Origin of the sequence: Paenibacillus sp. S28 (assembly GCF_016624415.1) — a bacterium.
Lineage (GTDB): Bacteria > Bacillota > Bacilli > Paenibacillales > Paenibacillaceae > Paenibacillus_AQ > Paenibacillus_AQ favisporus.
In genome coordinates this window covers 527290-540030 of sequence record NZ_JACVTM010000001.1, presented here as the reverse complement: position 1 = coordinate 540030, position 12741 = coordinate 527290, and the positions used below count along the sequence as shown (strand labels likewise).

Genomic DNA, 12741 nt, shown 5'->3' with positions numbered 1-12741 from the left:
CCGATTCAACAAGTAGGGATTAATAAATTCGATTGCTAATTCAAAATTCTGATCCACTCTTTTTAGCGGGGTATACAGAATCTCCAGTTAGGTCGTATGATAGTACGGTAGATTGGTTTTCAGTATTGGAGGTTGTCATCATGATCATCCGAGAAATCGAGGAAAAAGACAATAAGCCGGTCGAGCAGCTAATCCGGACATGCTTGATTGAGTTTGGTGCGAACAAGCCCGGAACCGCCTGGGCCGATCCCGATTTAGGTAACTTTTATCACGTATATCACCCTGAAGGATCAAAATATTGGGTGGCCGAAAATGAGGGCCGTATTGCCGCCGGATGCGGCATTGGACCGGTGCCAGGTTTCCCGCACATTTGCGAGCTGCAGAAAATGTACGCCTACCAAGAAGCCAGGGGAACGGGGATCGCGGCGGAGCTGCTGCGGGCTGCGCTCGATTTTGCCAAAGAGCATTACGAGCAGTGCTACCTGGAAACATTCCACAACATGACGGCGGCCAACAAATTTTATCTCAAGCACGGGTTTGTTCCGATGGACAAGCCGCTGAGTGCGACCGAGCATTTTGCCTGTGACGCCTGGTATATCAAGACGCTGTGAACAGCAAAAAAAGCACCCTAAGGGTGCTTTCATTCGTTTTACACGATCGGCTTTTCCATCACATAATCGTCCATGACAAAACCGTTTCCGATATCGGCCACTTGCGTGCGCACGGTTTTAAACCCTTTTTTCTCATATACCGCAATCGTCGAGTCGTTATGCCGGTTCACGGTAAGCCAGATGGCGCTTAAGCTCCGATCTTTGCATAGAGTTGTCAGAAACTCCATAGCCCGGCTTGCGTACCCATGCCCCCTGTACTCCTTAGCAATGTACAATTTGCTCAGGAACAGCTTGCCCTCTTCCTGCTTGACACCGATATATCCAGCATGGGCCCCGTCAACATTGATAAAGTAATACTCGTATCCTTGATGTTGAATTTGGTCGGTTATCGCGGGAACCGATTGAAATCTGTCGACCATGTAGTTGATTTGATCCCGTGTAATGATGCTGATAAAGTATTCGTGCCAAATCCCATAGGCCAGATCAGCCAGTGCTGCAATCTCCTCTTCGGTGTTTACTTGAGTTAACATAACTTCCACTCACGCTGCCCCCTCATTCCCAGTGCTTAAAGCTGCTGCCATTCTAGCACATCCGATCTTCTCGTGACAAACGTGGGCGTGTTATACACCGCACCGCTCTCTATTCGGAGGGGTACTGCTTGACCCTTACCGTTAAACCCTCTAAGTCAAGTCTTGGAAAACCCGTTAATGCATACTCATCACCGCACAATTCGACACCGCTTTCAATCCATTCGGCATCCTGCTCCGAACTGCGGAACAAGACCTCGACGGCAGATCCCGCAGTTAGCATGATACCAGTGTTTCCGATGGCATACTGGCCATCAGCGTTCTTTATCAGCGTGCCTTGGGCAATCACTCGTGCCCCAATACCTTGAATCAGGCGGCGGACGGCGGATAGCTTGTCTTCCACTTTGGCGAATGTCGAACACAGATACATATCGTCCGGATCAGCCGGGTCAAAATGGTCACTCCACGTGTCGTCAATCTGCCGAAGGCCATGGGTGATTTTTTTCAAATGGGCTTCCAAGTTTAATAGTTCCTGTAGCATCGTATCCTTTGTCATGCGAACCCCTTATCCATAAAAAATTTATTGACGCTGTCTCACCAAAAACGTTTTCTGAACATGACAATCCCGGCAAGCAACCGCAGCAAGCCAGAGAGCTAAATATTTCGGTAATCGCTTACAAAAACGGTTTGAATGGAACGCACCATTCATGATATGGTACTCAAGTATGCTCCACTAAACTAAAATAAAATTTGTAACAAGTAAACAGGAATTTTCACATTCATAAGCCTGTAATCCGGCTTGCAATAACTAATGATGACTGAATTTCTTCATTACTACTATGCTTATTATAAAAGTAAACCATTTTTAGAATCCATAGAGCAACTAAATATTATTTGTAATTATTAAATTATTAAGTATAGATTTCATCATGTCGTCCGAATATGGATAAAACGGAACAAGGGGGATTCCGCATGGATTTGAAAAGGCTGCAAAATCTCGTTCCAGACGTTGTTTTCTTCGTGGACAGGCGCTGTTTCCCACAATGGGAAATTATTCGCCAGACGATCAATTTTCAGGATTTGACGTTTGTTGTCGAAGGGAAATCCAATTATTTTATTAATGGCATTAAATATACGGTGGAAGCTGGGGATGTGATTTACATACCCGTGGGCAGCGTTCGCGAAGCTTACACCTTTACGGACTGTCCCATGCACTCTTACGCATTCAACTTCAAATGGCTTGCGCCTGGCAGATCGGAAGCGCTTCCACTTCAGACCGTTACGAAAAATCTCATCACGAGCGAAATCCTGGGTTACATCAAGCAGTTTACCCAGGTGTGGATGCGCAAGCATCCGGGCTATATCATGCATGCAAGAGCGCTGTTTATGCTTATCGTCCATCATGTCCTCATCACCAATACCTACCGCAGCGCCGGACATCACCCTGTTGATCCACGCGTCAACAAGGTGCTCGAATATATTATCGACCACTATCCGGAGGATCTGCATTTAACCGGGATGGCGGATATCGTCAACCTGAACCCCGTTTATTTCGGCAAATTGTTCAAACAAGTCACGGGATATTCCTTCAAGGAATATGTGAACCAGATCCGGATTAATCAAGCGGAAATGCTCTTGTCCACTGGAGGCTTCACGGTGACCCAGGTTGCGGACCGCTGCGGATTCCATGATATATCGTATTTCAGCAACGTATTTAAGTCGATCAAAGGATATCCACCTTCAGCAGTATCGAAGTCATGACGAAGGTCAGAAGTCCGGAATATTGAACCGTCTCCTGGATGGAATATATTACCTCTGTTTCCCCCGGTTTCTCCGCTAAATAAACGAGTGCATGGTACCGATATATTGGTTAATCCAATCCGAGAGGGTGCACAAACGTGAAGTCAAAGAAGATATTTAGATTCCGGAGTTTAATGGCGCTGAGCACGCTGCTGCTGGCCGTTCTGTTCGTCGTCGTGATTAGCGCTCAAACTTGGATCTCCTATAATGAGCAGAAAAGTCTGTTCCAGGAACGGTTTATGGGGCTCGGAAGCGTCCTCGAGTCCCAGCTGGATACCAATATAAGCCAAGTGAAGCAGATTGCCAAGGCGGTAGCCAATCATGAGCCGGCGGATACGGAGCCTTTTCAGGTCATCCGCAGTCAGCTGAAGGCGATGGTTAGCAAAGACCAAGGGATTGGCAACGCCTATATTCTGGCCACACAAAAAATGGAACGCAACGGTAACAGAGCCGTTATCAATTTGCAGGGCCCGGATGATCAAATGCTGCAGCCGGGAACGGAATACGTGATGCCTGCTTATTTTGAACATGCTTTTGATCAAACGATAAAAGAAGGCTCGGCCGTAACCGTTCCTTACGACGATGAGTTGGGGACCTGGGTGACCTATCTTTCAGCCGTGACAGATGAACAAGGGAACATCGTCTCGGTCTTCGGCATCGATTTCGACTATGACGGAATTCAGACGCGCCTCTCCGAAATCCTTTGGACAAGCCTTGCCGTTGGAGCCGCGTTTCTCGTGGCAGCCATCATTATCGTATCGGTAGCTGTCCGATATGCCCTTAAACCCCTTCGCCGACTGGCGGAAGTGTCCCAAATGGCTGCCGGAGGCGATTTGACCGTCAGTGTCCCGGTCAAGAGCAGAAACGAGATCGGCCAAGCGGCAGATGCGTTTAATAGTATGGTTTCGAGCTTGCGTGAGCTGGCTGGCAATGTTCAGCATACTTCCCTCGAAGTGACCGATGAAGCCAAGATGATGCAGGAAAGTGCCCAGCAGACGGCGCAGGCCACTAACGAAATTACCGAAGCGATCAGCCAGGTCGCCGCCGATTCGGAGACGCAGCTTCATAGCTCGACGGAAAGCCAGCGGGCTATGTCCGAAATGGCCGTGGGCATCCAGCGTATCGCCGAGTCCTCCAGCGTTGTCTCGGATCTTGCTGCGAATACGACAGAGCGCGCGGTTGAAGGCGAATCCGTCATGAAGAAATCACTGGAGCAGATGCAGACGATTGAGAACAATTTGTCCGATTCCGTTGGAACCATGCGGGAGCTGGAAGAGCTGAGCCGGCAAATCGGGGGAATTCTGGCCCTCATTGCGGATGTGGCCAACCAGACGAACCTGTTGGCCCTTAACGCTTCCATCGAAGCAGCCCGGGCTGGCGAGCACGGCCGCGGGTTTGCCGTGGTCGCCCAGCAAATCCGCAAGCTGGCAGAGCAGTCGAAAAATTCGTCAGAACAGGTGAAAGAAATCCTCGAAGGCATCGGAGACCGGACGAATGAGGCGGTAGCTTCCCTCCAGCGTTCTTCCGACGAGGCCCGCATGGGTACGCAGATCGCGCTTCAGGCCGGCGACAGTTTCCGCGCCATCGTGCAGGCCATCCGCGAAGTGTCCGCCCAGGTCCAGGAAGTATCTGCTGCCTCGGAGCAGATGTCCGCGGGCAGCGAGGAAATTGCAGCTTCGCTGGAAGAGCTGGAGCGCATCACAACCTCCTCCGCCATGCAAACACAGCGCGTTGCGGCTTCTTCCGAGGAGCAGCTCGCATCGATGGAAGAAATCGCGAGTTCTTCCGAGCAGCTTCTGACGATGGCACGCAACCTGTCGCAAATCATCAGCAAGTTCCGGGTATAACTCGAATCATCTGCAAAAAGGGTAAGCCATTAGGCTTACCCTTTTTTAACGGAGGTGCCCTGCCCTGCTGACCCCGGTTTCTATTTCCCCAATCCCTATTCCACCTGAAATTGATCTGCACAAAAAAGCTGCGACGGATCGCAGCTATAGATTATTGATTCCAATGATTCAAGCTCTAGGACTCAAAAGGATAAAATACGTTCCATGATTCGTACCAGCATACCTAGAGCATTCTCTGCGAAGTAGACCGAGTGATCGATCAGCCGCCCGAAGCAGGAAATCAGAATGATAAACAGCATGACGTAGAGTGCGATATTCAATAGATGGTTTTCTTGTTTGTCTTCCATTACGGTTCACCTTCACTTTCCATTTCCTTATTTACTCAAAGTATACATGTGAACCGGCCTGTCACCTATTGATTTCACTTACACCTATCTTACAGACTTGTAAGTTCCAGGGATGATCCGTCACCTAAAGAGATGAAAATTTATCTGCATTTAACCGGCTTGCCCCCTGTTTTTGTGATATATTGAGGTTAAAGCTGGAAGTCCAAATCATGCAGTGGAGAATAGGAGGACGTAAAGCGTGACCACATTTCCTCAGATCACAGACGATGAGCGAATCAGGCGGCTGCAGCATCCCGGAAGACCGGTAAGAATCGTTTTGGATACGGACACCTTTAACGAAATCGATGATCAGTTCGCTGTCATCTATGCCATGAAATCAAGCACCAGCGTTTCTGTTGAAGCCTTGTATGCCGCACCTTTTTACAACGAACTGTCGGAAAGCCCATGGGACGGCATGGAAAAAAGCTACCAGGAGATCTTGAAAATCCGGCAGCTTGCCCAGCGGGAGGATATCCCCGTGCACCGGGGATCAGGGAGCTATCTTCCCGGCGCTGATGTGCCTGTGGACAGCGATGCGGCACGGGATCTGGTCCATCGGGCTCTGGCCTCTTCACCGGACGATCCGCTGTATGTCGTTGCGATCGGAGCCATCACGAATGTGGCCTCGGCCATTCTGCTGGAACCGGAGATTATCAACCGGATCGTCGTCGTATGGCTAGGCGGCCATTCGCTGCATTGGCCGGATACGCGCGAGTTCAACCTCGCGCAGGATCTGCATGGCTCAAGGCTGCTGCTCGGCTGCGGTGTCCCTCTTGTTCTCGTCCCGTGCATGGGAACGGCATCTCATCTCCTGACGACCCTCTCGGAACTGGAAACCCATATTAAGCATAAGGGAGAAGTGGGACAATACCTCTACGACACGTACCGGAATTGTTCGCCTGATCATTACGCCTATTCCCGCGTCATTTGGGACATCTCTGTCATCGCCTGGCTGGCTGTTCCGGAAGCTTGCCCCAGCATTTTGGTTCCCAGCCCGCGAATTTCAGAAGATTTCCGTTGGGTGAATGACCCTACGCGGCATCAGATCCGTTATATTTACCATGTGAACCGGGATGCCGTATTCCGCGATTTGTTCAACAAGATTGCCGAAGCGAAGTAATTTCTTATAAGCTGCTGCTCCCTTTATAGGAAGTAGTCGGCTTTTTTTTAAAAAAAAATATGAAAGTACTTGTATCTGGGCCATGGCTGCCTCTAATCGCAAGATTCGCCAGAAAAACACCTGTTAAATGCGGTCTGGCTCCTTTAAATGTACTTTGTTAAAAGATTTTTTAATCATTCGACAAAAATCTTGATTAATTTCTGGAATTCTGTTTAATTATAGTTGATTAACGATTGTGTATGGGGGTGACCATTCCAATTTGAATAAGGAAATGATTCTTTCTGCAGCTGAAACGAATACAGAAATTACGATTCATCTGGTGAGCGGAGAGTTCTATACCGGAGTTTGCCATAGAACCGATGACCCCCGGACATTCGTTATCGTTTCTAATGACCGTAAACCTGTCATCGTCCCCTTTTGGACCGTCAAACGCGTTCAATCGGTTCATTCATAAAGACTCTGCCAGTATGACTGGCGGAGTCTTTCTTTAATATGATTGAATTCATTAATTTTCAGCGAAGCTGAATGAATCCCTCTGCTTCCTCAATCCGCAGAAATAACGGGCGTTCGTCAGGTGTACGGTTGGGAGCATGTAGGGTCAATACAAGCTTACCGTCAAACGTCCGGAATACCATGCCATGTCCTCCGTCATTCCGATACAGCGCTTCCGGCTGATGAATCCATGGTCCGGTGACGCCCCCTGTCGCCGAGCGCGCAACACCCAGCGCATACCGGTTGTCGATAAAGCTGGCCCACAACATGTATACACGGCCGGATTCACCGTGGAACAAAAAGGGTCCGTCCGTGACATAATTGACCGTTTCCTTGTATCGCGGAGACTCGTAAGGCGTCGTCCACGGCGCTTCAGATGCCCGAAACAGTGTGATTGGTTCTCCGGCCGGCTCGGATAAATCGCTGCTCAATCGCATCGCGCACACTTCACCGTCCCCGACCTGCTGCCATTCGTGGCAGAAGATCATCCATGGCTGCCCTTCTGGGTCCATAAATAAGCTCCCATCCAGTGAACTCCAGGCTTCCGGAGTGACAAGGCCGCTGCTGTGAGGCACGAAAGGCCCCAGCGGACCGGATGACGACAGAACCGACGTGCCAAGACGCCCATTGTCGCGCCGGCGAAACGTGGCGAACATATAGAAGTTATCGTGCAATGCATAAACCTCAGGTGCCCAAAAATTCGTATCGGAATAAAAATCAGCTCCCGGCCTGAATACAGGGTACGGCCCGTCCCAATCCTCCAGATCGTTGCTGATATAGGCGTCGAATCCGGTTCCAGGCCCCCAAATGTTAGCATCCGTGCTCCCGTATAAATAATATCTGCCTTCCTCGCGGAGGGGTAATGCAAACGGGTCCCGAATCTGAATCTCCTTCCTGTTCATGGCAAGACCTCCTTAAGAATATGTCGGATAAACGATGCCAGCATCTCTGGTTTGTTTCAGTTCTCCATCGCCGTACTTGAGATACTCATTTCCTTTGACCGAAAAAGGGATGCTCCGGCCTTCCCATTCCAATCGGCCATCAACCGTCCGCACACTCATTCCAAGAATCCCCCGCAGGCTTCCCTCCCGGTCCGTAATGACCCGGATGCCGGAAGGGAATTTCATATAGGCTTGACCCTCCCGGTAAATGACCGACTTGTCACGCAGATTGACCAGCTCGTAGAGCACCCTGTCTACGGATCGTGCATAAGCCGTTTCGCCGGTGACCTCCTCTCCATGATCCATCGCAGACGGGAGAAGCCCCGTGAACCAGATTTCCCCATCGGGTCTAGGCAGGATTCCGCAAAGCCGTTCCACGTAGTCGAGCAGGCACAAGATGGCAGGCGAATAGGCTTCGGTAAAACCTTCTTCCCCTGTCCAGGGACTGACGGTCTGCGCGAAACGCTCGGCCCTGGCCAATGAACACAAGATCGGCTGCATGGCCCATGTCAGCTCGACATGCCGGTGATGATGCTCAAAGGCATGCGGAGCCCGGATCAGGCTGAGGAAGTTTGACGGCCCCGCCCAGCTGTTGTAGCTGGAGAACGGGTCGAACCGCGGATCATCCATCGCAATGGAGGTGAACGGATATTTGGCAAAAAACTTGCGCGTGTTCAGCAAGTAACGCGACAGCATCGCATCAAAAAATTCACGGTCACCGACTTCACAGGCGAGTACGCGCAGCAGAAGATCGGACTGAACGCGGACAAATCGGTTCTGACGGTCACGGTCGTAGAAAAAGGCGTCTTCCTCGTCAAAACAGTACCGGAAGAGACTGTCAGCACTCTGCTTAGCTTTGGAAATCCACCCCTCTCCAGGCAAGCCCAGCTCCTCGGCGATTTTGGCCAAATACAAACGCTGACAATATACGTTCGCCGTAAGGTCCGGCGCCAGGAACGGTAAAACCGGCGAACCGGGATCGAACCGGCTCGGATCGCCCTGGTGTGGCGTGTCCGGCACATGCCAGAAGCGCGGCGACAGATCATGGCCCGTATCGAAAGCCGAAAATGCCTCGACACAGCCGGTCCCCCGGGTATTACGATGAGCAGCCAACCAGACATCATAGCGTTCCATCGCCTGGTACATCATCCGCAGAAACGCTTGATCTCTCCCTTGCAGCAAATAATGATTCCATACGCTGCGGGCAAGCGGGGTAACGAGCTGGATTTGGCGGTACGTTGGCCCATCACCAGTAATTTTATAAGGGAGCAGACCATCGGCCCGCTGGTGCAGCGCAAAGGAGCGGAACGTTGATTGCGCCACGCTCGGCAGGAAACGTGACAGCAGCTCCGCGTTGATCGTGCCGGTGCTTTCGAGCCAGCAGCCAAGATAAATCCCTCCTTCCTGCAGCATCGGTACGCCGCCAACAATAGCGATGCAGTCAAGCAGCCTGCGAATCGCCTTGTAATAGACACCTTCAAGCTTGCCTTTGGATGCGGCAAACCGGACACCGCTTCGCTTCCACTCGGCAGCAACATCTAAGTCCGACGCTTTCCCGGGCTCACCAATCCGCTGTTCCACGTTCACCGCCCTTAATTTATCTAACAGCGCTTTCTCATCCATGATCGTTTCCTCACTCTCCGTGTTTCTTCTATCAGAAAAAAGCCCCCCAAGTCTCTGCCGCAGCGGATGACCTTTCGGGGCCATTGATTATGAGATTGGCGTCATCGCCGGATACTGCCGGATACTTACTGATTGCTTTGGAAAATTTTTACCGTTCCCGCATAGAAGTCGGACACCGCTTTATCCACGTTTTCTTTCCCGAAGCCGATCAGCTGGACAGTATTATCCGCAAGCTTGATAAACTCGGCGTTCCCCGGCGGGTTGTAGCTGATGGCAAAAGGCTCCTTCTTATTCGCTTCGGACACGCGGCTCGTGAAGTCATAGACGATTTTGTCGGCTGCGCTTGCCTCGGCCTCCAGCGTCTTGCGGCCTTTCGCCGTCACCGGAACGCCCCGGTTGCTGCCCAGTATTTTCACAGCCTCCGGATCGTTGATCCAGAAGTCCATCAGCTCGGCCACTTCCTTCGGATGCTGAGTCTTCGCGTAGCCGGACATGCCCTGGCTGGATTCAAACACCACGCCGGTGCCTTTCGGACCGCGCGGTACCTGCACCATCGTCAATTCATCCTGGGTCAAGCTTTGGTACGAGGCCAGCATATTGGACGGAAGCAGGGTCATTGCTACTTTTCCTTTGATGATCAAAGACTTGCTCGCATCATTCGAAGGATTGGAGACCTGAAGCTCCGGTGTGACTACGCCTCCTGCCTTCGACGTTTGGTCCCAGTACTGGAACCATGGCAGAATATCTGCTTCCTCAAAACCAAGCTTGTTGTTTGCCATGTCATACAGCTGTTTGCCGTTCTGCTTCAAATAAATATCCATGCCGTCGGTCGTGAAATTGTAAGTCCCATAGTAGCCTTTGCCCAGCTTGTCGGAAATTTCCTTGCTGATCCGGGCGTAATCTTCCCAGTTCCAGCCATCCTGCGGCACTTCGATGCCGGCTTTCTCAAAGAGCGTCTTGTTGATAACGATGCCACGGGCGTTGGCGCCTGCTGAAATATGAACCAGCTTGCCGTTGATCGTTCCGTACTGCACCATCGTCGTGTCCATATCGTCAAGCTTCAGCTCATTGCCTTTATAAGGCTGGAGATCCAGAAGAACGCCCTTGTTGGCGTAGTCCACCACATTGCCTCCCAGAAAAAATACGTCTGGAGCCGTTCCCGAAGCCAACTGCGTGTTCAGTTTGTCAAAATAACCGTCCTGCGGCGAGAACTCGCCCACGACTTTAATATCCGGATGCTTCTGCTCGAACAGCTCAAGCGCCTTATTCGTCAAATCCGCCCGCGCCTGGTCTCCCCACCACATCATCCTGAGCTCGACCTGGTCGCCTCCGGAATTCGTTTCCCCGCCGGATTCGCTGGAAGCGGCCGGGCCGCCCGAACTGCCGCATGCCGACAGCATCACGGTCATGGCCGCCAGCACAGAGATGAACCATCTTTTTTTCATGTTCCATTTCTCCTTCATCGTTATAAGTTTATGAAGCGTTTGCACAATTGTCGTTCCTGCCGCACTGCTGCTCTCCTCATTCGGTGTCTTCAGAACTGCGCAGGGGTTATTTCAGCCCTGTCGTCGCGATGCCTTCCAGGAAGTACCGCTGGAACATCAGGAAAATCAACGTGATTGGGAGCAGCGACAGCACGGAGATGGCGAGCAGCGCCCCCCAATCGGATGAGCCCGACGGATCGTACAGCGCCCGGATGCCGAGCTGCACGGTAAACAGCTTGATATCGCTGATGTAAATCATCTGACTGAAGAAATCGTCCCACGTCCAGATAAACGTAAAGATCGCGGTTGAGATCAGCGCCGGGGTTAACAGGGGCAGAATGATCCGCAGGTACAGCTTGCCCTGGCCGCAGCCGTCGATCGTCGCGCTCTCGTCCAGCTCCCGCGGGATGCCGCGAATGAACTGAACCATCAGCAGGATAAAGAAGGAGTCGTGAGCCAGCCATTTGGGCAGGATCAGCGGCGCAAACGTGTTGATCCATCCCAACTTGCTGAAAATGATATACTGCGGAACGAGCGTCACATGGTAAGGCAGCATGATCGTCACCAGCATAAGCGCAAACCATATTTTTTTCAGCTTGAAATCCAGCCGGGCAAAGGCGTAGGCCGCAAGCGAGCAGGTCACGATGTTACCCAGCACGCAGAGGATGGAGATCAGCGCCGAGTTGCCGAAAAAGCGGCTGAAGGATACGCCTTGAAAGCCCTTCCAGCCATTTTTGTAATTATCGAACGTAAAGCTGTGCGACCATAAACCGGTATCGGTAAAAATCGCTTGATTTGGCTTAAAGGAACTGCTGAGCAGCCACAATACCGGATACAGCATAGCCAGTCCGACCAGGAGGATCAGCACATGCCTGATCGCCTTCGAGTAAGTTCCTTTCATCGTCAGCATGGCTTATCTCCCCCCTTTCCCGTCGCCGTAGAACACCCAGAAGCGCGAAGTGGCAAAGATAATGCCCGTAAAGACGGCAATAATGAGCAGCATGATCCAGGCCAGTGCCGATGCATATCCCATATCGAAATAGGAGAAACCTTTCAAATACAGGTACAACGTGTAGAACATCGAGGCATCCAGCGGTCCTCCGTGACCGTCGCCGATGACGTAAGCCGGCGTAAACGCCTGAAACGAGTTGATAATGCTCATGATCAGATTAAAAAAGAGAACAGGCGTCAGCATCGGCAGCGATATACTGAAAAACTGGCGTATTTTCCCGGCGCCGTCCACTTGGGACGCTTCATACAGATCAGCCGGAACCTGCTTCAGACCCGCTAAAAAGATGACCATCGCCGAGCCGAACTGCCAAACCGACAGTGTGACGATCGGATAAATTAGATAGTCCGGGTTGGCGATCCATGCCGGCCCTTCCAGGCCGAACCATCCAAGGAACGCGTTCATGACACCTTCGCTGTCAAAGATTTGCCGCCAGACGATGGAGATCGCAACACTTCCTCCAAGAAGGGACGGAATGTAATAGACGGTTCGGTAGATGCCCAGTCCGCGAATCCCCTTGTTCAGTGCCAGCGCCACGAGCAGCGCAAAAATGATGCGGAGCGGAACGGACAGCAGTACGTACACGAATGTCAGCTGCAGCGAATGCGTAAACGTCGCGTCATTCGTAAAGATCTGCTTGAAATTGGCGAAACCGATCCATTCAGGCGGACGCAGCAGATTGTATTTGGTCAGTGACAAATACAGCGAGCCGAGCATCGGTCCGAGCGTGAGGCAAAAAAAGCCGATGAGCCATGGCAGCAAAAATGCGTACGCCGTGCGGTTGTGCGTATGGATCGGCAGCCTGCGTGATGTTCGCATCGCGAATCCTCCTTCTGATGTTAGTAAGAACATCATAAGCAAGATGCGGCACGCGCTGAATTCTATTTCTTCGGCACTTCGC

Annotated in this window: 12 protein-coding genes; 4 read left to right on the top strand and 8 right to left on the bottom strand. The window is 51.5% G+C overall.

Annotation, left to right across the window (positions count from 1 at the left end):
- Positions 1-140 precede the first annotated feature (140 nt).
- Positions 141-611 (top strand): GNAT family N-acetyltransferase, encoded by a 471-nt coding sequence (locus IAE55_RS02320; protein ID WP_145157255.1) that lies wholly within the window; start codon positions 141-143, stop codon positions 609-611.
- Positions 612-649: 38 nt separating this feature from the next.
- Here IAE55_RS02320 and IAE55_RS02315 read toward each other — a convergent pair whose 3' ends face one another.
- Positions 650-1141, bottom strand: a complete 492-nt coding sequence (locus IAE55_RS02315; RefSeq protein WP_234489300.1) for a GNAT family N-acetyltransferase — start codon at positions 1139-1141, stop codon at positions 650-652.
- A 109-nt stretch (positions 1142-1250) separates the two neighbouring features.
- A complete protein-coding gene (locus tag IAE55_RS02310; protein ID WP_145157253.1) occupies positions 1251-1694 on the bottom strand; it encodes a DUF5348 domain-containing protein in 444 nt (147 codons plus the stop codon).
- 416 nt (positions 1695-2110) lie between these two features.
- Between IAE55_RS02310 and IAE55_RS02305 the strand changes: the two genes are divergently transcribed.
- Both IAE55_RS02305 and IAE55_RS33705 read left to right on the top strand, forming a co-directional pair.
- Positions 2111-2899, top strand: a complete 789-nt coding sequence (locus IAE55_RS02305) for an AraC family transcriptional regulator (RefSeq protein ID WP_181152813.1) — start codon at positions 2111-2113, stop codon at positions 2897-2899.
- Between the two features lie 137 nt (positions 2900-3036).
- Positions 3037-4785 carry a methyl-accepting chemotaxis protein gene (locus tag IAE55_RS33705; RefSeq protein WP_145946049.1) on the top strand — a complete coding sequence of 583 codons (1749 nt, stop codon included), beginning with the start codon at positions 3037-3039 and terminating at the stop codon, positions 4783-4785.
- 182 nt (positions 4786-4967) lie between these two features.
- Here IAE55_RS33705 and IAE55_RS02295 read toward each other — a convergent pair whose 3' ends face one another.
- Positions 4968-5132, bottom strand: a complete 165-nt coding sequence (locus IAE55_RS02295; protein ID WP_181152814.1) for a hypothetical protein — start codon at positions 5130-5132, stop codon at positions 4968-4970.
- A gap of 238 nt (positions 5133-5370) precedes the next feature.
- Here IAE55_RS02295 and IAE55_RS02290 point away from each other — a divergent pair, with 238 nt between their 5' ends.
- On the top strand, positions 5371-6291 hold the full coding sequence (locus IAE55_RS02290; protein WP_105443128.1) for a nucleoside hydrolase: 921 nt from the start codon (positions 5371-5373) through the stop codon (positions 6289-6291).
- 512 nt (positions 6292-6803) lie between these two features.
- Here the strand turns inward: IAE55_RS02290 and IAE55_RS02285 are convergent.
- The 5 genes from IAE55_RS02285 to IAE55_RS02265 all read right to left on the bottom strand — a co-directional run bounded on the left by IAE55_RS02285 (position 6804) and on the right by IAE55_RS02265 (position 12659).
- Positions 6804-7685 carry a glycoside hydrolase family 43 protein gene (locus IAE55_RS02285; RefSeq protein ID WP_200630814.1) on the bottom strand — a complete coding sequence of 294 codons (882 nt, stop codon included), beginning with the start codon at positions 7683-7685 and terminating at the stop codon, positions 6804-6806.
- A gap of 12 nt (positions 7686-7697) precedes the next feature.
- The gene (locus IAE55_RS02280) at positions 7698-9347 is read right to left on the bottom strand and encodes an MGH1-like glycoside hydrolase domain-containing protein (RefSeq protein ID WP_145157251.1); all 1650 of its coding nucleotides are present in this window, start codon (positions 9345-9347) and stop codon (positions 7698-7700) included.
- A gap of 125 nt (positions 9348-9472) precedes the next feature.
- Entirely contained in the window at positions 9473-10792 is a 1320-nt protein-coding gene (locus tag IAE55_RS02275; protein ID WP_145157250.1) for an ABC transporter substrate-binding protein, read from the bottom strand.
- A gap of 106 nt (positions 10793-10898) precedes the next feature.
- The gene (locus IAE55_RS02270) at positions 10899-11732 is read right to left on the bottom strand and encodes a carbohydrate ABC transporter permease (protein WP_076169332.1); all 834 of its coding nucleotides are present in this window, start codon (positions 11730-11732) and stop codon (positions 10899-10901) included.
- A 12-nt stretch (positions 11733-11744) separates the two neighbouring features.
- A complete protein-coding gene (locus tag IAE55_RS02265) occupies positions 11745-12659 on the bottom strand; it encodes a carbohydrate ABC transporter permease (protein ID WP_145157249.1) in 915 nt (304 codons plus the stop codon).
- Between the last annotated feature and the right edge of the window lie 82 nt (positions 12660-12741).

Coding starts and splice junctions, on each gene's coding strand:
- IAE55_RS02285 (WP_200630814.1), bottom strand. CDS start 7,685: ATGAACAGGAAGGAGATTCAGATTCGGGACCCGTTTGCATTACCCCTC.
- IAE55_RS02275 (WP_145157250.1), bottom strand. CDS start 10,792: ATGAAAAAAAGATGGTTCATCTCTGTGCTGGCGGCCATGACCGTGATG.
- IAE55_RS02265 (WP_145157249.1), bottom strand. CDS start 12,659: ATGCGAACATCACGCAGGCTGCCGATCCATACGCACAACCGCACGGCG.
- IAE55_RS02270 (WP_076169332.1), bottom strand. CDS start 11,732: ATGAAAGGAACTTACTCGAAGGCGATCAGGCATGTGCTGATCCTCCTG.
- IAE55_RS02310 (WP_145157253.1), bottom strand. CDS start 1,694: ATGACAAAGGATACGATGCTACAGGAACTATTAAACTTGGAAGCCCAT.
- IAE55_RS02295 (WP_181152814.1), bottom strand. CDS start 5,132: ATGGAAGACAAACAAGAAAACCATCTATTGAATATCGCACTCTACGTC.
- IAE55_RS02315 (WP_234489300.1), bottom strand. CDS start 1,141: ATGTTAACTCAAGTAAACACCGAAGAGGAGATTGCAGCACTGGCTGAT.
- IAE55_RS02320 (WP_145157255.1), top strand. CDS start 141: ATGATCATCCGAGAAATCGAGGAAAAAGACAATAAGCCGGTCGAGCAG.
- IAE55_RS02305 (WP_181152813.1), top strand. CDS start 2,111: ATGGATTTGAAAAGGCTGCAAAATCTCGTTCCAGACGTTGTTTTCTTC.
- IAE55_RS02280 (WP_145157251.1), bottom strand. CDS start 9,347: ATGGATGAGAAAGCGCTGTTAGATAAATTAAGGGCGGTGAACGTGGAA.